Origin of the sequence: Pseudomonas moraviensis, from assembly GCF_900105805.1 — a bacterium.
Taxonomy (GTDB): Bacteria; Pseudomonadota; Gammaproteobacteria; order Pseudomonadales; family Pseudomonadaceae; genus Aquipseudomonas; species Aquipseudomonas moraviensis_A.
In genome coordinates this window covers 3485307-3504708 of the sequence record NZ_LT629788.1, presented here as the reverse complement: position 1 = coordinate 3504708, position 19402 = coordinate 3485307, and the positions used below count along the sequence as shown (strand labels likewise).

The 19402-nt window shown below is 59.6% G+C and carries 18 protein-coding genes and 1 tRNA gene; 9 read left to right on the top strand and 10 right to left on the bottom strand.

Annotation, left to right across the window (positions count from 1 at the left end):
* Positions 1–7 precede the first annotated feature (7 nt).
* The 9 genes from tolR to nadA all read left to right on the top strand — a co-directional run bounded on the left by tolR (position 8) and on the right by nadA (position 7206).
* Positions 8–460: a protein TolR gene (gene tolR / locus BLU71_RS15615; protein ID WP_161806102.1), complete on the top strand. Its 453-nt coding sequence runs from the start codon at positions 8–10 to the stop codon at positions 458–460.
* On the top strand, positions 460–1536 hold the full coding sequence (gene tolA, locus BLU71_RS15610) for a cell envelope integrity protein TolA (protein WP_042607286.1): 1077 nt from the start codon (positions 460–462) through the stop codon (positions 1534–1536). Before tolR ends, tolA begins: the two co-directional genes overlap by 1 nt.
* 17 nt (positions 1537–1553) lie before the next feature.
* Complete coding sequence (gene tolB, locus BLU71_RS15605) at positions 1554–2834, top strand: Tol-Pal system beta propeller repeat protein TolB (RefSeq protein ID WP_082367955.1); 1281 nt, start codon at positions 1554–1556, stop codon at positions 2832–2834.
* Between the two features lie 52 nt (positions 2835–2886).
* On the top strand, positions 2887–3384 hold the full coding sequence (gene pal / locus BLU71_RS15600; protein WP_003178634.1) for a peptidoglycan-associated lipoprotein Pal: 498 nt from the start codon (positions 2887–2889) through the stop codon (positions 3382–3384).
* A 6-nt stretch (positions 3385–3390) separates the two neighbouring features.
* Complete coding sequence (gene ybgF / locus BLU71_RS15595; protein ID WP_083353442.1) at positions 3391–4230, top strand: tol-pal system protein YbgF; 840 nt, start codon at positions 3391–3393, stop codon at positions 4228–4230.
* A 167-nt stretch (positions 4231–4397) separates the two neighbouring features.
* Positions 4398–5045, top strand: coding sequence for a 7-carboxy-7-deazaguanine synthase QueE (queE, locus tag BLU71_RS15590; RefSeq protein WP_083353441.1), 648 nt, complete (start codon positions 4398–4400; stop codon positions 5043–5045).
* A 1-nt stretch (position 5046) separates the two neighbouring features.
* Entirely contained in the window at positions 5047–5739 is a 693-nt protein-coding gene (gene queC, locus BLU71_RS15585; protein ID WP_039758175.1) for a 7-cyano-7-deazaguanine synthase QueC, read from the top strand.
* A gap of 62 nt (positions 5740–5801) precedes the next feature.
* Positions 5802–5877 (top strand) — tRNA-Lys (locus tag BLU71_RS15580).
* A gap of 270 nt (positions 5878–6147) precedes the next feature.
* Positions 6148–7206 carry a quinolinate synthase NadA gene (gene nadA / locus BLU71_RS15575; RefSeq protein WP_042607283.1) on the top strand — a complete coding sequence of 353 codons (1059 nt, stop codon included), beginning with the start codon at positions 6148–6150 and terminating at the stop codon, positions 7204–7206.
* A 135-nt stretch (positions 7207–7341) separates the two neighbouring features.
* Here nadA and BLU71_RS15570 read toward each other — a convergent pair whose 3' ends face one another.
* The 10 genes from BLU71_RS15570 to BLU71_RS15525 form a co-directional block, all read right to left on the bottom strand.
* Positions 7342–7830, bottom strand: a complete 489-nt coding sequence (locus BLU71_RS15570; RefSeq protein ID WP_065616727.1) for an RDD family protein — start codon at positions 7828–7830, stop codon at positions 7342–7344.
* A gap of 97 nt (positions 7831–7927) precedes the next feature.
* The gene (locus BLU71_RS15565) at positions 7928–8140 is read right to left on the bottom strand and encodes a cold-shock protein (RefSeq protein WP_003227496.1); all 213 of its coding nucleotides are present in this window, start codon (positions 8138–8140) and stop codon (positions 7928–7930) included.
* Between the two features lie 403 nt (positions 8141–8543).
* Positions 8544–9668 carry a glycine cleavage system aminomethyltransferase GcvT gene (gcvT, locus tag BLU71_RS15560; protein ID WP_083353440.1) on the bottom strand — a complete coding sequence of 375 codons (1125 nt, stop codon included), beginning with the start codon at positions 9666–9668 and terminating at the stop codon, positions 8544–8546.
* Between the two features lie 151 nt (positions 9669–9819).
* The gene (locus BLU71_RS15555; protein ID WP_083353439.1) at positions 9820–11196 is read right to left on the bottom strand and encodes an L-serine ammonia-lyase; all 1377 of its coding nucleotides are present in this window, start codon (positions 11194–11196) and stop codon (positions 9820–9822) included.
* A gap of 200 nt (positions 11197–11396) precedes the next feature.
* Complete coding sequence (gene gcvP, locus BLU71_RS15550) at positions 11397–14249, bottom strand: aminomethyl-transferring glycine dehydrogenase (RefSeq protein ID WP_083353438.1); 2853 nt, start codon at positions 14247–14249, stop codon at positions 11397–11399.
* 11 nt (positions 14250–14260) lie between these two features.
* Positions 14261–14644 (bottom strand): glycine cleavage system protein GcvH, encoded by a 384-nt coding sequence (gene gcvH / locus BLU71_RS15545; protein WP_083353437.1) that lies wholly within the window; start codon positions 14642–14644, stop codon positions 14261–14263.
* 434 nt (positions 14645–15078) lie between these two features.
* Positions 15079–16587, bottom strand: coding sequence for a sigma-54-dependent transcriptional regulator (locus BLU71_RS15540; protein ID WP_064364998.1), 1509 nt, complete (start codon positions 16585–16587; stop codon positions 15079–15081).
* Between the two features lie 262 nt (positions 16588–16849).
* Complete coding sequence (locus BLU71_RS15535) at positions 16850–17212, bottom strand: DUF5064 family protein (RefSeq protein WP_042607276.1); 363 nt, start codon at positions 17210–17212, stop codon at positions 16850–16852.
* 62 nt (positions 17213–17274) lie between these two features.
* Positions 17275–18204, bottom strand: a complete 930-nt coding sequence (arcC, locus tag BLU71_RS15530; protein ID WP_016770621.1) for a carbamate kinase — start codon at positions 18202–18204, stop codon at positions 17275–17277.
* 151 nt (positions 18205–18355) lie between these two features.
* Entirely contained in the window at positions 18356–19366 is a 1011-nt protein-coding gene (locus BLU71_RS15525) for an ornithine carbamoyltransferase (RefSeq protein ID WP_041479782.1), read from the bottom strand.
* Between the last annotated feature and the right edge of the window lie 36 nt (positions 19367–19402).

Here is a 19402-nt window from a genome sequence, read left to right as displayed (position 1 = left end):
GGCTTTAATCGCTCGAGCTCGCAAAAAGCGCAAGCCGGTCGCCGAGATGAACGTGGTGCCCTACATCGACGTGATGTTGGTGCTGCTGGTCATCTTCATGGTGACCGCGCCGATGCTCAATCAGGGCGTGAAAGTTGATCTGCCCAAGGTTTCCAGCGAAGCCTTGCCGCAGGACAACAACACCCAGGTCCTGACCATTTCGATCAAGGCTGACAAGACCTACTACTGGAACCTTGGCAGCGAAGTCGACACCGAGAAGCAACAGGACAGGGCCATGACCCTGCCGCAGATGACTGACGCAGTGACCAAGATCATTCGTGTCGGCACCGAAGGCGGCAAACGCACCCAGGTGTTCATTCGTGGCGACAAGACTGTCGACTATGGCGCCGTCATGGGTGCCATGGGCGGGTTGCAGAAAGCCGGGGTCGGTAACGTTGGTCTGATTACCGAGGCCCCCTGATGCAGCAACAGCGAGAGCCGTCCGCCTCGGAAAGCTACTTCTGGCCTAGTGTTCTGGCAATTGTCCTGCACGTGCTGGTATTCGGCATGCTGTTCGTCAGTTTTGCCTTCACGCCCGAACTGCCGCCGGCCAAGCCGATCGTCCAGGCGACTCTGTACCAGCTGAAATCGAAAAGTCCGGCGACTACCCAGACCAATCAGAAGATTGCGGGTGAGGCGAAGAAAACTGCCGCGCGCCAGACTGAAGTCGAACAGCTCGAACAGAAAAAGATCGAGCAGGAAGCGGTGAAAGCGGCGGAACAAAAGAAAGAGGAAGCGGCTCAAAAGGCCGAGGAAGCGAAGAAGGCCGACGAGGCGAAAAAAGCGGACGAAGCGAAAAAGGCTGATGAAGCCAAAAAAGCCGATGACGCGAAGAAAGCCGAAGCCAAAAAAGCCGAAGAGAAACAATTGGCTGATATAGCCAAGAAGAAGGCCGAAGACGAAGCGAAAAAAGCTGCTGAGGAAGAGGCCAAGAAAGCCGCTGCCGAAGAAGCCAAGAAGAAGATCGTCGAAGACGCGAAGAAGAAAGCCGCCGAAGACGCCAAGAAGAAAGCTGAAGCTGAAGAGGCGAAGAAGAAAGTCGCCGAAGACGCGAAGAAAAAGGCTGCTGCTGACGCTGCCAAGAAAAAGGCCCAGGATGCAGCTCGCAAGTCGGCTGAAGACAAAAAGGCTCAGGCGTTGGCTGAGTTGCTTTCGGACAAGACGGATCGGGCAGCGACCAAGGCGGACGAGCTCGGCGACAGCGTAGCGGGTGATTTCGATGACCTGATCAGGCTCCGTGTTTCGGAGGGTTGGAATCTTCCACCTTCGGCGCGTAAAGGCATGAAAGTGGAGCTTCGGATCAGTATGTTGCCGGACGGTACCGTAACGGGTGCTACGGTCACAAAGTCCAGCGGCGATGCTCCATTTGACGCTTCTGCGGTAGCCGCGGTTAAGAATATCGGGCGATTGACGGAAATGCAGGGCTTGAGCCCCGCTGATTTTGCTCCGTATCGCTCATTCAAGATGACATTCAATCCTGAGGATTTAGGCTTGTGAGAACTATTCTTCGATCAATGCTGGTCGTTATCTGCTGCCTTGCAGGGATAGCGGTAGCAGACGAAAAGAACATCCTGATCAGCAGTGGCACTGACCGGGCTACGCCGATCGCCGTCGTTCCATTCGGCATGCAGGGCGGTGCCGTGCTGCCGGATGACATGGCAGAAATTATCGGTAACGATTTGCGCAACTCTGGCTATTACGCGCCGATCCCCAAGCAGAACATGATCAGCCAGCCGAGCCAGCCGAGCGAAATCATCTTCCGTGACTGGAAGGCATTGGGTGCTCAATACGTGATGGTCGGCAGCATTGCTCCAGCGGGCGGTCGTCTGCAGGTGCAGTGGGCACTGTTCAACGTTGCCACCGAACAGAAAGTGGCTGACGGCAGTGTTTCCGGGACTACCGACCAGATCCGTGACATGGCGCACTTCATTTCCGATCAGTCGTTCCAGAAGCTGACCGGCATCGACGGCGCGTTCTCGACGCGTCTGCTGTACGTAACCGCCGAGCGCTTCTCCGAGAAGAACACGCGTTACACCCTGCAACGTTCCGACTATGACGGCGCTCGTGCAGTGACGCTGCTGCAATCCCGTGAGCCGATCCTGTCGCCACGTTTCGCACCGGACGGCAAACGTATCGCCTATGTGTCGTTCGAGCAGAAGCGTCCGCGCATCTTCATGCAGAACATCGACACCGGTCGCCGTGAGCAGATCACCAACTTCGAAGGCCTCAATGGCGCGCCAGCCTGGTCGCCGGATGGCAATCGCCTGGCGTTCGTTCTGTCGAAAGACGGTAACCCGGACATCTACGTGATGAACCTCGGTTCGCGCCAGATCAGCCGTGTAACCAATGGTCAGGGCATCAATACCGAACCGTTCTGGGGCAAGGATGGCTCGACCATCTACTTCACCTCCGACCGTGGCGGCAAGCCGCAAATCTATAAAACCAGCGTCGGTGGCGGTGGTGCCGAGCGTGTGACGTTCGTGGGCAACTACAACGCCAACCCGAAACTTTCGGCTGATGAAAAGACTTTGGTGATGATCCATCGTCAGGATGGCTTCACCAATTTCAAGGTGGCAGCTCAGGATCTGCAGCGGGGTAGTGTAAAGATCCTCACTGATAGCACTCTGGACGAGTCACCTACTGTTGCGCCCAACGGCACCATGGTAATCTACGCCACCCGCCAACAGGGCCGGGGAGTCTTGATGCTCGTGTCCATTAATGGACGCGTGAGGCTCCCGCTTCCTACCGCTCAAGGCGAAGTCAGAGAACCGTCCTGGTCCCCTTACCTGAAGTGAGCGGGCGCTACACGTTTTACTTAACACACTGGGGTTCATTAGGAGTTTCACGATGGAAATGCTGAAGTTTGGTAAATTTGCTGCGCTGGCTCTGGCCATGGCTGTAGCTGTAGGTTGCTCGTCCAAAGGCGGCGACAACGCCGGCGAAGGCGCTGTTGATCCAAACGCTGGTTACGGCGCAAACACCGGTGCCGTTGACGGCTCCCTGAGCGAAGAAGCTGCTCTGCGCGCAATCACCACCTTCTACTTCGAATACGACAGCTCGGACCTGAAGCCAGAAGCCATGCGCGCTCTGGACGTTCACGCCAAAGACCTGAAAGCAAACGGCGCTCGCGTTGTTCTGGAAGGCAACACCGACGAACGTGGTACTCGTGAGTACAACATGGCACTGGGCGAGCGTCGTGCGAAAGCCGTTCAGCGCTACCTGGTACTGCAAGGTGTTTCCCCAGCTCAGCTGGAACTGGTTTCCTACGGCGAAGAGCGTCCAGTTGCTACCGGCAACGACGAGCAGTCCTGGGCCCAGAACCGTCGCGTCGAACTGCGTAAGTAATTCGATATGCGAACGTGCCGTCGTGCTGTAACTGTTCTGGCTCTCAGCCTCGCGCCGCTTGCGGCGTGGGCTGCGGTTCCTGTGGTCGATGACAACTCCGGTTATAACAATAGCGGGAGCAGTTATCCGCCTGCGGGTTACGGTACGAACGGCGCCTATGCCGGGGGAGCGGCTTCGGCCCCTGCCTCGGCACAAGGCATGCTGTTCAACCAATTGCAACAGATGCAGGATCAGATCTCGCGCCAACAGGGCGTGATCGAAGAACTGCAGAATCAGGTTGCGCGCATGAAGCAGGAATCCCTGGAGCGATACCAGGATCTTGATCGGCGCATAGGATCCGGCGTTGCACCAGCCGCGACTCCCGAGAATTCTTCTACCGGCGGCGATGCAAGTGCTGCTGCCGGTGCTGCCGCAGGCGCGGGTGCTGCTGCGGCCGCCCAAGCCCCTGCTGCGGGTAGCGAACCGGCTGATCCGGCCAAGGAAAAGCTGTATTACGATGCCGCTTTCGACCTGATCAAAGCCAAGGATTTCGACAAGGCCAGCCAGGCCTTCGCGGCTTTCCTGCGCAAATATCCGAACAGCCAGTACGCGGGCAACGCTCAGTACTGGTTGGGCGAAGTGAACCTGGCCAAGGGTGATCTGCAAGGTGCAGGTCAGGCCTTTGCCAAGGTTTCGCAGCTGTATCCCAAGCACAACAAAGTGCCGGACTCGCTGTACAAACTGGCTGACGTAGAACGCCGCCTCGGTCATACCGACAAGGTCAAAGGCATTCTGCAGCAGGTGGTGTCCCAATATCCGGGCACGTCCGCCGCGCAATTGGCCCAGCGTGATCTGCAGCGCATGTAAGCCTGTTTATCCGTGTTTTGAAGAAACCCGCGCTTGTCGCGGGTTTTTTCGTTAGAATTCACGCCCTTTTTCTGAAACACGCTTCTTGCGGTCTACGCGTTGGCGGGATTGCCTGAAGTGCCTGACGGAGGCGGACAGCCTGTTTAGCTGTTACGCCCGTGGCGACTATGCAAGACACATTGAGAATCACCGAAGTTTTCTACTCGTTGCAGGGGGAAACTCGGACTGCCGGGCTGCCCACGGTTTTCGTGCGCCTGACCGGTTGCCCGTTGCGTTGCCAATACTGCGACAGCGCTTATGCGTTCAGTGGCGGCACCGTCCGCACCCTCGACGACATCCTTGAGCAAGTGGCCGGGCTTCGCCCGCGCTACGTCTGTGTCACCGGCGGTGAGCCGTTGGCTCAGCCAAACGCTATTCCTTTGCTTGAACGGTTGTGTGATGCCGGCTACGAGGTTTCGCTGGAAACCAGCGGCGCCCTCGACGTCTCGGCGGTGGATTCACGCGTCAGTCGCGTGGTTGACCTGAAGACCCCAGGCTCGAAAGAAGCGCATCGCAACCGCTACGAGAACATCGAACTGCTGACCCGCAACGATCAGGTGAAGTTTGTCATCTGCTCGCGGGAGGACTATGACTGGGCGGTCTCCAAGCTGATCCAGTACGGTCTCGACCAGCGTGCCGGCGAAGTGCTGTTTTCTCCAAGCCACCATGACCTCAATGCTCGCGAGCTGGCAGACTGGGTGGTGGCGGACAATCTGCCGGTACGCCTGCAATTGCAGCTGCATAAATATCTTTGGAACGACGAACCGGGGCGCTGAGATGACTGAGCAACTGAACACTACCGAAAAACGTGCGGTCATCCTGCTGTCAGGCGGCCTCGACTCGGCCACCGTCGTTGCGATGGCCCGCGCCGAAGGCTACGCCTGCTACACCATGAGTTTCGATTACGGTCAGCGCTCGCATGCCGAATTGCATGCCGCCGCCCGCGTTGCTCGTGATCTGGGCGTGGTCGAGCACAAGGTCATTGGCCTGAATCTCAATGGCATGGGCGGTTCGGCCCTGACCGACACCAGTATCGACATCCCGGAGGAGCTGGGCGAAGGCATTCCGGTGACTTACGTGCCGGCACGCAATACCGTGTTCCTGTCGTTGGCATTGGGTTGGGCGGAAGTGCTCGGCGCCCGCGACATCTTCATTGGCGTCAACGCGGTGGATTATTCCGGCTACCCGGATTGCCGTCCCGAGTTCATCGAGTCGTTCGAGCGCATGGCCAATCTGGCGACCAAGGCGGGCGTGGAGGGCAACGGCTTCCGCATTCAGGCACCTTTGCAGAACCTGAGCAAGGCGCAGATCGTCCAGGCCGGCGTGAAGCTGGGCGTGGATTATGGCCTGACGGTTTCCTGCTACCAGGCAGACGATGACGGGCGCGCGTGCGGCAAATGCGACAGCTGCCGCCTGCGTGCAGAAGGCTTCGCGGCAGCTGGTGTGGACGATCCAACCCCTTATTTTTGATTATTTTCAAAAAGGTGTTGAATAGTCCTTAAAAATCAGTATTATACGCGCCACCACACAGCGGGTCGTTAGCTCAGTTGGTAGAGCAGTTGGCTTTTAACCAATTGGTCGTAGGTTCGAATCCCACACGACCCACCATATTTGGCGGTTTAGAAAATCCGGAAGGCCCACGAAAGTGAGGATTTCCGGGTTTTTTTTTGCCTGCGATTCGGCTGCTTTGTGTTTCAGCGCCGCGGTGCCTGACACAGGTCAGAATCATCTTTTGTATCAACGGGATATTCTGTAGCCTTGCGCAGCTTCAACGCTGTCCGTGCCTGATGATACTCACTCTCCCGGCGGTACCTCTAGCGGTCCGGAGCCGGGTGTATACTCGACTTTCGCGCGAATGCGCCTGCAGGTCTTGCGAACATGACGCAGATTTCCGAACGCCTTCTGGTTCAAGCCCACCTCGACGCCAAACAGCCCAAACCGCTGACGGCAGAGGAAGAGGCCTACTACCGTTCCGCCATCGCCGCCGAGCTCAAGGCTCAGGACGCGGTGCTAGTGGCCCACTTCTATTGCGATCCGGTGATTCAGGCCCTGGCCGAAGAAACCGGCGGCTGTGTTTCCGATTCCCTGGAAATGGCCCGCTTCGGCAACGCCCACCCGGCCAAGACCGTGGTGGTCGCCGGCGTGAAGTTCATGGGCGAGACGGCAAAAATTCTCAACCCGGAAAAACGCGTGCTGATGCCGACCCTGGAGGCGACCTGCTCGCTGGACCTGGGTTGCCCGGTCGACGAGTTCTCGGCGTTCTGCGATCAGCATCCGGAGCGCACCGTGGTGGTTTACGCAAACACCTCCGCCGCCGTGAAGGCTCGGGCTGACTGGGTGGTGACGTCGAGCTGCGCACTGGAAATCGTCGAAAGCCTGATGGACAACGGCGAAACGATCATCTGGGGCCCGGACAAGCACCTGGGCACTTACATTCAGCGCAAGACCGGCGCCGACATGCTGCTTTGGGACGGTGCCTGCATCGTTCACGAAGAGTTCAAGTCCAAGCAGCTCGAAGACATGAAGGCGTTGTACCCGGACGCGGCGATTCTGGTTCACCCGGAGTCGCCGACATCGGTGATCGAGCTGGCCGACGCCGTCGGTTCCACCAGTCAGTTGATCGCAGCCGCACAGAGCCTGCCGAACAAGACCTTCATCGTGGCGACCGACCGCGGCATCTTCTACAAGATGCAGCAGCTGTGCCCGGACAAGGTCTTCATCGAGGCGCCTACCGCCGGCAACGGCGCGGCGTGCCGCAGTTGCGCGCATTGCCCCTGGATGGCCATGAACACCCTTGAGCGCACGCTCAAGAGCCTGAAGGAAGGCACGAACGAGATCTTCGTTGATCCGGCGCTGATCCCGCAGGCGATCCGCCCGTTGAAGCGCATGCTGGACTTCACCCAGGCAGCGCGGATGAAATTGGCCGGTAACGCATAAAACCTTTCAGATACAACACAAAACCTGTAGGAGTGAGCCTGCTCGCGATAGCGGTGTGTCAGTCAGCGATACGTTGACTGACACACCGCTATCGCGAGCAGGCTCGCTCCTACATTGGTATTCGGTGTCTGGAAGTTATATGGCCTTTTTCGGGATTCGCACGAGGCGGGTATCCGAATAAATGTCATGCCACGTGCGCTTCTGCTTGTCGAACAGCGACCAGAAGAATCCCAGCCCGATACACAGCCACGACGCAATCGACACCATAAAGCGCAACAGCGCCTGCCACAGGCTGATCGCTGTGCCGTCGGCGTTCTGCACGCGAATGCCCCAGACCTGCATGCCGAGGGTCTGCCCGCCATGGGTCCAGAACTTGGCGAAGAAGCCGAACAACACCAACAGCAGCACTGTGGAGTAGAGCGGATCACCGTCGAGCTGGCCAGCATCGGTCATTGCCCGCAGGCGTTCTTCGCCGATGATCGCGCCCTGGATCAACTTGTAGATGAAGCCGGTGACGATCAGCAGAGCGGTGCACAGCAGGAAGTCGTAGAACATCGCCGCCAGACGACGACCAAGCGCGACAGGAGGGAAGTCCCCTTGGGGCGTGAGCAGGTTTTTCGACATGGCAGCCTCGGGACGCGAATGGAAGCGCCATTTTACGGATTAGCGCGCACAAAAAAGCCCCTGATATCAATATCAGGGGCTTTTTCGTATCAGAAGATCAGGCTTCTGCTTGTACTTCGTCAGCCTGCATGCCTTTCTGGCCTTGCACAGCAACGAAAGTCACTTTCTGGCCTTCTTTCAGGCTTTTGAAGCCGTTGCCCTGAATGGCGCGGAAATGTACGAACAGATCCGGACCGCTTTCTGGAGTGATAAAACCAAAACCTTTCTCGTCGTTAAACCACTTGACGGTACCGCTCTGACGTGTGGACATTTCTTATTTCCTTTGACGCATAAATTGATGACAGCCCCTTTCACATGAAAGAGTACTGGAGCTGGTTGCAAGGAGTAAGAAGACGTCGAGCGGGATGTAGCTAACTTGTAGGCTACTGCCCAGGTCACGATTCCAAGCTGACCCATGCAAACACAGTGGACAAACTCTACGCCAACTACGGGAGAAAAAACAAGCCCCGCGAAGGCCCCGGTTTTACTGCTCTGAACGGCTGTTAGTCAGCTCACTAGTCCGGGCTTAGACGATTGTCTGGTTATGGTTTTTATAAACGTTATAAGCAACGATCATATTTCACTCGGATGTTAAAAAACGCACTGTTTTATGGCGATTGCGTTACACATTAGTGCACGCATAACGCAATCGCGTTACTTATAGAAACAGTCGATCAGCCACGATAGTAGCGTTGTGGAACAAATGGCATTTTGCTTACAAGCATCTGCACCTTTTTCCCACGGACAATGGCCCACACGGGCGTGTCGAGCGCTACGTAAGCATTGTCGAGGTAACCCATTGCCAACGGCCCGCCCAGGGTCGGACCGAAGCCGCCGCTGCAGACACTGCCGATGATCTCGCCAGCCTCGTTGACGATTTCTGCACCTTCACGCACCGGGGTGCGTTCCTGTGGCAGCAGGCCCACGCGTTTGCGTGCGACGCCATTCTGTTGCTGAGCGAAAATCTGCTGCGCGCCGGGGAAACCGCCGGCCCGTGCGCCATCGGCACGGCGTGGCTTGGACATCGCCCAGAGCAGGCTGGCTTCGATTGGTGTGGTTTCGGTGTTCATATCGTGGCCGTACAGGCACAGCCCGGCTTCGAGGCGCAGCGAATCGCGCGCGCCGAGGCCGATGGCCTGGACTTCAGGTTCGGCGAGCAGGGCGCGGGCGAGTTTTTCCGCTTCGGCAGCCGGTACCGAGATTTCGAAACCGTCTTCACCGGTGTAGCCCGAACGGCTGACAAAGCAGTCGATGCCGAGCAACGACACACGCTTGAACTGCATGAAGGTCATCTTCGCCACGTCCGGCGCAAGACGCGCCAGCACTGTTACGGCTGCCGGACCTTGCAAGGCGAGCAGGGCGCGCTCCTCGAACAGCGCCGTAATGGTGCACTGATCGCCGATGTATTTGTGCAGATGCGCGAGATCCTGATCCTTGCACGCGGCGTTGACCACCAGGAACAGCTCGTCATTGCCGAGGTTGGCGACCATCAGGTCATCGAGGATGCCGCCGCCTTCGTTGGTGAACATCGCATAACGCTGCATGCCCACCGGCAAGTCGATGATGTCGACCGGTACCAGGGTTTCCAGGGCTTTGGCAGCGCTGGCACCGGTCAGGCGAATCTGGCCCATGTGCGAGACGTCGAACAACCCGGCCTGATCGCGGGTGTGTTGGTGTTCTTTCATCACGCCGAGCGGGTATTGCACGGGCATGTCGTAGCCGGCGAACGGCACCATGCGCGCGCCGAGTTCGAGGTGCAGCGCGTGCAGCGGGGTTTTCGACAGGGTTTCGGTGGACATGCGTAGCTCCTTGGAAATTAGAGTTTGGGGGTGAGAAGCAAGATCAAGATCAAAAGCCCCTCACCCCAGCCCTCTCCCAGAGGGAGAGGGGGCTAATTACGTTTCTCTCCCTAGGGGAGAGGTGGTCAATTTCGTTTGGCTTGGTTCGTGATCAGCATTCGATAATGTTGACTGCCAAACCGCCGCGGGCGGTTTCCTTGTATTTGCTTTTCATGTCGGCGCCGGTCTGGCGCATGGTGCGGATGACTTTGTCGAGGGAGACGAAATGCTGACCGTCGCCACGCATGGCCATGCGCACCGCGTTGATGGCTTTCACCGAGCCCATCGCGTTGCGCTCGATGCACGGCACCTGCACCAGGCCGCCGATCGGGTCGCAGGTCAGGCCGAGGTTGTGTTCCATGCCGATTTCCGCGGCGTTCTCGACTTGCTGCACGCTGCCGCCGAGCACTTCGCACAGGGCGCCGGCTGCCATCGAACAGGCCACACCGACTTCACCCTGGCAGCCGACTTCGGCGCCGGAGATCGAGGCGTTTTCCTTGTAGAGAATGCCGATAGCGGCAGCGGTCAGCAGAAAACGCACGACGCCGTCGTCATTCGCCCCGGGGATAAAACGCATGTAGTAATGCAGCACCGCCGGAATGATTCCCGCCGCGCCATTGGTGGGCGCGGTAACCACGCGTCCGCCGTTGGCGTTTTCTTCGTTGACCGCCAATGCATAAAGGTTGACCCAGTCAAGCACCGACAGCGGATCACGCAGGGCCGACTCCGGGTTCTTGCACAATTGCCGATGCAGCGCGGCGGCCCGGCGCTTGACCTTCAGACCGCCGGGCAAAATGCCTTCGTTTCTGCAGCCCGCAGCCACGCAGTCCTGCATCACTTGCCAGATGTTCAGCAGGCCGGCGCGAGTCTCGGCTTCCGGGCGCCAGGCGCTTTCGTTGGTCAGCATCACCTGACTGATCGACAGCCCGTAGGTGCTGCAATGGCCCAGCAAGTCCTTGGCGCTTTTGAACGGGAAAGTCAGCGGCGTGGCGTCTTCGACGATGCGATCGGCACCGGCGGCATCTTCATCGACAACGAAACCACCGCCGACCGAATAGTACTCGCGGCTGCGAATCTGAATTGCGGCCGCATCGAAGGCGCGAAAGATCATGCCGTTGGGGTGGTAGGCCAACGGCTTGCGGATCATTGCCAGATGTTCTTTCTCGTTGAACGCAATGCTGTGCTCGCCGAGCAGATTCAGCCGGCCGTTGCCGCGAATCTCCTGCAGGCGCGCGGCAACGGTTTCGGTGTCGACCGTGTCCGGGTGCTCGCCTTCGAGGCCGAGCAATACGGCTTTGTCGCTGCCGTGACCTTTGCCGGTAGCGCCCAGCGAACCGTACAGCTCGACGCGAACGCTGGCGGTGGCCGACAGCAGGTTTTCACGGCGCAGACCTTCGGCGAACCGCGCCGCCGCGCGCATCGGGCCGACGGTGTGGGAACTGGAGGGACCGATGCCAATCTTGAACAGGTCGAACACGCTTAACGACATGAGTGGTTCTCCGGTTTCTTGTTATGGGGATTGGCAGGTTCGTGCGGCTGACCACATTCCCCTGTAGGAGTGAGCCTGCTCGCGATAACGGTATGTCAGATAACAATTGAGTCGGCTGATCCACCGCTATCGCGAGCAGGCTCACTCCTACAGGGGGCTGCGGCGTGTGGGGGATCGGTGCAACTGATCCCCCTATACGGTTAAGCGTAGCTTTCGATCGATGGGCAGGCGCACACCAGGTTGCGATCACCGAAGACGTTGTCGACCCGGCCGACCGGCGGCCAGTATTTGCCTTCGATCAGCGAGGCGACCGGGTACACCGCTTGCTCGCGGCTGTACGGGTGAGTCCACTCGCCGACCAGTTCCGCTGCGGTGTGCGGGGCGTTTTTCAGTGGGTTGTCTTCCTTGTCCAGGGTGCCGTTTTCCACTGCGCGGATTTCTTCGCGGATGCGGATCATGGCGTCGCAGAAGCGATCCAGTTCTTCCTTGGATTCGCTTTCGGTCGGCTCGATCATCAGCGTGCCAGCGACCGGGAACGACATGGTCGGCGCGTGGAAGCCGAAGTCGATCAGGCGCTTGGCGACGTCATCGACGCTGATGCCGCTGCTGTCTTTCAACGGACGCAGATCGAGGATGCATTCGTGCGCCACCAGACCATTGCTGCCGGTGTACAGCACTGGGTAGTGCTCTTCCAGGCGACGGGAAATGTAGTTGGCATTGAGGATCGCCAGTTGCGAAGCGCGCTTCAGACCGGCGCCACCCATCATGCGGATGTACATCCAGGTGATCGGCAGAATGCTTGCGCTGCCGAACGGTGCCGCGCAGACCGCGCCTTCCTTGCGTGCCATCTGGCCGTGGCCCGGCAGGAACGGGGTCAAGTGCGATTTGACGCCAATCGGGCCGACGCCCGGGCCGCCACCGCCGTGGGGGATGCAGAAGGTTTTGTGCAGGTTCAGGTGGGATACGTCGCCGCCGAACTTGCCCGGGGCGCAGAGGCCGACCATGGCGTTCATGTTGGCGCCGTCGATGTACACCTGGCCGCCGTTGTCGTGAATGATCGCGCAGATTTCGCGGATGCCTTCTTCGAACACGCCGTGGGTCGACGGGTAAGTGATCATCAATGCAGCGAGGTGTTCACGGTGCTCGATGGCTTTGGCGCGCAGGTCTTCGATGTCGACGTTGCCACGGGCATCGCACGCGGTGACGACCACGCGCATGCCAGCCATTTGCGCGGTAGCCGGGTTGGTGCCGTGGGCCGACGACGGGATCAGGCAGATGTCGCGGCGCTCATCGCCACGGCTCTGGTGATAGGCGCGGATTGCCAGGAGACCTGCGTATTCACCTTGCGAACCAGCGTTCGGTTGCAGCGAGATCGAGTCGTAACCGGTGGCGGCACAGAGCATCGCTTCCAGTTCATCGGTCAGTTGCTGGTAACCGGCGCTTTGCGCGGCCGGGGCGAACGGGTGCAGCGCACCGAATTCGGCCCAGGTCACCGGAATCATTTCGCTGGCGGCGTTGAGTTTCATAGTGCACGAGCCCAGCGGGATCATGGTGCGATCCAGCGCCAGGTCTTTGTCCGCCAGTTTGCGCAGGTAGCGCATCAGCTCGGTTTCCGAGTGATAGCGGTTGAACACCGGGTGGCTGAGGATCGGCGACTGACGTACCAGCGCAGCAGGGATGGTGCTCTGCACCGAAGCAGCCAGTGCAGCGAAGTCCGGCAGGGTCTTGCCGTCGGCGAACAGGCCCCACAGGGTTTCGATATCAGCCTGGGTGGTGGTCTCATCGACCGACAGGCCCAGACGTTCAGCGTCGACCACGCGCAGGTTGATCTGCGCAGCGTGCGCCTTGTCGTGCAGCGCGGCGGTGTGTGCGCCGGTGGCTACGGTCAGGGTGTCGAAGAAACTAGCTTGTTCGACGTTAGCGCCCAGTGCGCTCAGGCCCTTGGCCAGAATCGCGGTCAGGTGGTGCACGCGGTTGGCGATCTGGGTCAGGCCTTTCGGGCCGTGGTAGACGGCGTACATGCTGGCGATGTTGGCCAGCAGCACCTGCGCGGTGCAGATGTTCGACGTGGCCTTTTCGCGGCGGATGTGTTGCTCGCGGGTCTGCATCGCCAGACGCAGGGCCGGCTTGCCGAAGCGGTCAACCGAGACACCGACCAGACGGCCGGGCATGTCACGCTTGAACGCATCTTTGGTGGAGAAGTAAGCGGCGTGCGGGCCACCGAAGCCCAGCGGCACGCCAAAACGTTGCGCCGAACCGATCGCCACATCGGCACCGAATTCGCCCGGTGCGGTGAGCAGGGTCAGGGCCAGCAGATCAGCGGCCACGGCGACCAAAGCGTTGGCGGCGTGGAAGCGTTCGGTCAGTTCGCGGTAGTCGAACAGATCACCGTTGCTTGCCGGGTATTGCAGCAGCGCGCCGAAGAACGGCGTCACGTCAGTCAGTTCACGCTCATCGCCCACTACAACTTCAATGCCCAGCGGCTCGGCACGGGTGCGCAGCACGTCGAGGGTTTGCGGGTGGCTGTGGATCGAGGCGAAGAATTGGTGGCTGCCCTTGTTCTTGCTCAGGCGCTTGCAGAAGGTCATGGCTTCGGCAGCGGCGGTGGCTTCGTCGAGCAGGGAGGCGTTGGCGATCGGCAGGCCGGTGAGGTCGCTGATCAGGGTCTGGAAGTTCAGCAGCGCTTCGAGACGGCCCTGGGAAATTTCTGGCTGATACGGGGTGTAAGCGGTGTACCAGGCCGGGTTTTCCAGCAGGTTGCGCAGGATCGGCGACGGCGTGTGGCAGTTGTAGTAGCCCTGGCCGATGTAGGTTTTGAACAGCTGATTCTTGCCGGCGATGGATTTGATCATCGCCAGGGCGTCGGCCTCGCTGAGGCCGTCGTCCATGCCGAGCACGCTGGTGCCCTTGATGCTTTCCGGGATGACGCTGGCGCTCAGGGCCTCGAGGGAATCGAAGCCGAGGCTGTTGAGCATGGCTTGCTCGTCACCGGCGCGCGGGCCGATGTGACGGGCGATGAATTCGTTGGCGGTGCCGAGATTGATCTGGCTCATGGCGTAATTCCTCAGGCTTCGGCTTGGGCTTTGATCAGGCGGTCATAGGCGTCCTGATCGAGCAGTTTGCCGACAGCGGCGGCGTCGCTTGGCTGGAAGCGGAAGAACCAGCCTTCGCCCAGCGGATCTTCGTTGACCAGCTCAGGAGCGTTTTCCAGCGCCGGGTTGACGGCCAGTACTTCGCCGTCGAGCGGCATGTACACGCCGCTGGCGGCTTTCACCGATTCCACGGTGGCGGCTTCGGCGCCTTTTTCGTAAGCCTGCAGCTCAGGCAGTTGCACGAACACCACGTCGCCCAGGGCGTTCTGCGCAAACGCGGTGATGCCGACAGTGACACTGCCGTCGGCTTCGGTGCGCAGCCATTCGTGATCTTCAGTAAAACGCAACTCGCTCATGGAAACTCCTCAGGGGCCAGACGCGTCTGGTGGACGCGGTGGAAAGCTTGGGGCGGGGAGCCCTAATAGATGAGGAGACAGGTAGCAAGAATGCGGCCAAGGTTAATTTATCTATATAAATCAATAGTTTGGCTGTTTGTCGCATTTCTCGGGATGTCGCTGTTGTAGCGAAATCGCTACAGCTTGGGGCGATGAGAAAAGCTGAACGGGATCAAAGCGTTGCGCAGCGCAGGTGATAGGCGGGTGTAGCGATATCGTTCCGCTGTAGCGCTTTCGGTACAGGTGAAGGTCGCTTTTGAACAGATTTCAAATCCGCCACAAATCATTGTAGGAGTGAGCCTGCTCGCGATAGCGGTGTGGCAGACGACAAATTAATTGACTGATAAACCGCTATCGCGAGCAGGCTCACTCCTACAAGGGGGAGCGGCAATGAGTCAGGGTTTATTGGGAATGCCGTACTTGCGCAATCGATGGGCGATGGCGGTATGCGAAGTTTGCAAGCGGCTCGCCAGTTGCCGGGTCGAGGGGTAGCTGACGTAGAGCTTTTCCAGCAGCTCTCTCTCGAAAGACTCGACGGCTTGTTCAAGACTGTCGACGTCGGTGTCGGCCTGGCGCGCCACTGAGGTGCCGGCAATGTCGAGGTCGCCGATATCGACCAGGCTGCTCTCGCAAATCGCTGCCGCGCGGAAAATCACGTTCTGCAGTTGCCGCACGTTGCCCGGCCAGCGATTGCCGAGCAGCGCCGGATAAGTCCCTGGCGCCAGGCGGCAGACCGGGCGCTGGATCTGCGCACAGGCTTGCTGCATGAAATACCGCGCCAACAGCAGAATGTCCTGGCCGCGTTCACGCAGCGGCGGCACTTCGACGTTGAGCACGTTGAGGCGATAGAACAGGTCTTCGCGGAACAGGCCTTCGCTGACCATTTTTTCCAGATCGCGGTGGGTCGCGCTGAGGATGCGCACGTTGACCTTTACTTCACGATCACCGCCCACCCGACGAAAGCTGCCGTCGTTCAGGAAACGCAGGAGCTTGGCCTGCAAGTACGGTGACATCTCGCCGATCTCATCGAGAAACACCGTGCCCTGGTTGGCCAGTTCCATCAGCCCCGGTTTACCGCCACGCGCGGCGCCGGTGAAAGCGCCGGGGGCGTAGCCGAACAGCTCGCTCTCGGCGAGGTTTTCCGGCAACGCTGCGCAGTTCAACGCCAGAAAAGGAGCGCTGTGGCGAGTGCTGATCGCGTGGCAGGCGCGGGCGACCAGTTCTTTGCCGGTACCGGTTTCGCCTTGAATCAATAAAGGTGCGTCGAGCGCCGCGACCCTTTGCGCGCGGGCCTTGAGGGTGCGGATCGCCGGGGATTCGCCGAGCAGCGCGTCGAAGCCTTCGGCGTGGTCGTGGTGCAGCGCCGAGAGCTGTTCGCCGATGCGGTTCGGTTGATAGAGGGTCAGCAGGGCGCCGGCGTCGGTGATCGGCGTGGCATCCAGCAACAGGGTCTGGCCGTTGACGGTGATCTCGCGCAGCGGCAGGCGGAAGCCGTTTTCGAGCAGGGTGCCGAGCAGGCCGGGATCATTGAACAGCGCCGACACGCTTTCGCCAGCGGGTTCGCGACCGTACAACGCGATCAACGCCGGGTTGGCCAGCAGCACCTTGCCGGCGCTGTCGAGGGCCAACACCGGATCGGTCATCGCCGCGAGCAGGGCGTCGAGCTGCAAATGCCGACGCTGGCCGGGCAGGATATCGACCACGGTTACCGCTACCACGCCGAGCACCCGAAACAGCGCATCTTTCAGCTCTTCGAGCACTTGCGGGCTGAGGGTCGGCGCGTCGATGTAGACGTTCGGCGGGATCATCTCCACCGCATCCAGATTGAGATTGCGCCCACCGAGGATAGCCAGGACTTCCTGGGTGATGCCGACGCGGTCGATGAAGCTGACGTGGATACGCATGGGGGCGGTTCAGTGATCTGCAGAGCGGAGGGCGCAAGTATGCCTTGGGCTTGAAGAGAGGTGAAAGCAAAAGCACCCTCACCCCAGCCCTCTCCCGGAGGGAGAGGGAGCCGACCGAGGTGTCTGAGGTTATGCATCGACCTGAAAGTACCGGGCGATTATGGATTCAGTGATGCAGGATCAGGTCGACGCAATGCTGCAGCATCCCCCAATCGGTCCCCTCTCCCTCTGGGAGAGGGTTAGGGTGAGGGGCTTTAGATTTTTATTCGAAATGCTCGAGATTGACCGGATCCCCTGACTGCATATTCAACTTCTGCCGAATGTCTTCGAACATCAGGTCGTAATGCTTGTGCACCGAGCCGATCTGGCTGTGGGTCTTGGGGATTCCGTACTTCTCGGCGATCCGGGTCACGTCACGGGCGAAGTTGTAGGCCTCCTCCTTGGGCAGGAAAAACGTTTCCTTCATGTCCTTGCCCTGCATGCTGCCATGCAGGGTGAACTGAATCCCTTTGCCTTTCTGCGGATCGGTGAACACTTCATAGTCCAGATGCACGTTGTAATTGACGTCATCGTCGGTCAACGCGTGCCGCTCGATATGCAGATGACCGGGTTCGAATTGGGCCATTGAGCTACTCCTTTCAAGGCATGGGAGCGGAGCAGGTCTTGTGCCTGCTCCGGCGTTTATTGTTATCGGTAGCTGATCCCCGGCTTCGCCGTGCTGACCCGCGTACCGGCGGTGCCCTGGACGATGGCTTCGATATCGGCCAGCGAACCGATCACCGCGACCTTGCCAGTATGGCGTGCGAACTCGCAAGCTGCCTGCACCTTCGGCCCCATGGAACCGGCGGCGAAACCGAGGCGTTCGAGTTCGTCCGGGTGGGCTTCGGCGATGGCTTTCTGGGTGGGTTTGCCGTAGTCGATGAACGCCGCGTTGACGTCGGTGGCAATCACCAGCAGGTCGGCTTCCAGTTGCTCGGCGAGCAGCGACGAGCACAGGTCCTTGTCGATTACCGCCTCGATGCCTTTGAGATTGCGCTGTTCGTCGTACATGGTCGGAATGCCGCCGCCACCGGCGCAGATCACAATGCTGCCCTTGTCCAGCAGCCACTTGATCGGGCGGATTTCGAAGATGCGTTTCGGCCGTGGACTGGCGACGACACGGCGGAATTTGTCGCCATCGGCAGCAATTGCCCAGCCTTTTTCGGCGGCGAGTTTTTCCGCTTCGGCTTTTTCGTACACCGGGCCGATCGGCTTGGTCGGGTTCTTGAAGGCCGGGTCGTTGGCGTCGACTTCGACCTGGGTGAGCAGGGTGGCGAACGGCACTTCGAAGTCGAGCAGATTGCCCAGTTCCTGTTCGATGATGTAGCCGATCATGCCCTCGGTTTCGGCGCCGAGCACGTCCAGCGGGTACGGAGTGACAGACGTATAGGCCGCCGCTTGCAGCGACAGCAGGCCGACTTGCGGGCCATTGCCGTGGGCGATGACCAGTTGGTTGCCGGGATGGATCTTGGCGATTTGCTCGGTGGCGATGCGGATGTTGGCGCGCTGATTGTCAGCGGTCATCGGCTCACCACGGCGGAGCAGGGCGTTACCGCCCAAGGCTACGACGATACGCATGGTGCAATCCTTCTAAGCAGAGGAGTGGCAAACGACTCGATCAATTGTAGGAGTGAGCCTGCTCGCGATGACGGAGCATCAGTCGACATTAATGTTGAATGTCAGACCGCTATCGCGAGCAGGCTCACTCCTACATGGAGCGGTGCCGCTCTTAGAGATCAGCCAGGGTCGAGACCAGGATCGCCTTGATCGTGTGCATGCGGTTTTCCGCTTGCTCGAAGGCGATGCAGGCCGGCGATTCGAACACGTCGTCGGTCACTTCGATGCCGTTTTTCAGATGCGGATATTGTTCGGCGATCTGTTTGCCGACCTTGGTGTCACTGTTGTGGAACGCTGGCAGGCAGTGCATGAACTTGGTGCGCGGGTTGCCGGTGGCTTTCATCAGCTCGGCGTTGACCTGATACGGCAGCAGCTGCTGGATGCGCTCGGCCCAGGCTTCCACCGGTTCGCCCATCGATACCCAGACGTCGGTGTGAATGAAGTCGACGCCTTTGACCGCTTCCTTCGGATCTTCGGTGAGGGTGATGCGTGCGCCACTTTCCTCACCGTATTTTTTGCAGCGCGCTACCAGATCGTCCAGTGGCCACAGGGCTTTTGGCGCGCAGATGCGCACGTCCATACCGAGTTTGGCGCCGATCAGCAACAGCGAGTTGCCCATGTTGTTGCGCGCATCGCCGAGGTAGGCGTAGCTGATTTCGTGGATCGGCTTGTCGGCGTGCTCACGCATGGTCAGCACGTCGGCGATCATCTGGGTCGGGTGATATTCATCGGTCAGGCCGTTGAACACCGGCACGCCGGCGAACTTGGCGAGCTCCTCGACGATTTCCTGTTTGAAGCCACGGTACTCGATGGCGTCGTACATGCGCCCGAGCACGCGGGCGGTGTCCTTCATGCTTTCCTTGTGGCCGATCTGCGAGGAGTTCGGGTCGATGTAGGTGACGTTGGCGCCCTGGTCATAGGCCGCCACTTCGAAGGCGCAACGGGTGCGGGTCGAGGTTTTCTCGAAGATCAGGGCGATGTTGTTGCCCTTCAGGTGTTGCTGCTCGGTGCCGGTGTATTTCGCGCGTTTGAGGTCGCGGGACAGGTCGAGCAGGTAACGCAACTCGCGAGGGGTGTGGTGTTCCAGGCTGAGCAGGTTACGGTTGTGGATGTTAAACGCCATGATGATTCTCCTTGGATTCGGTAATCGGCCCGGCCG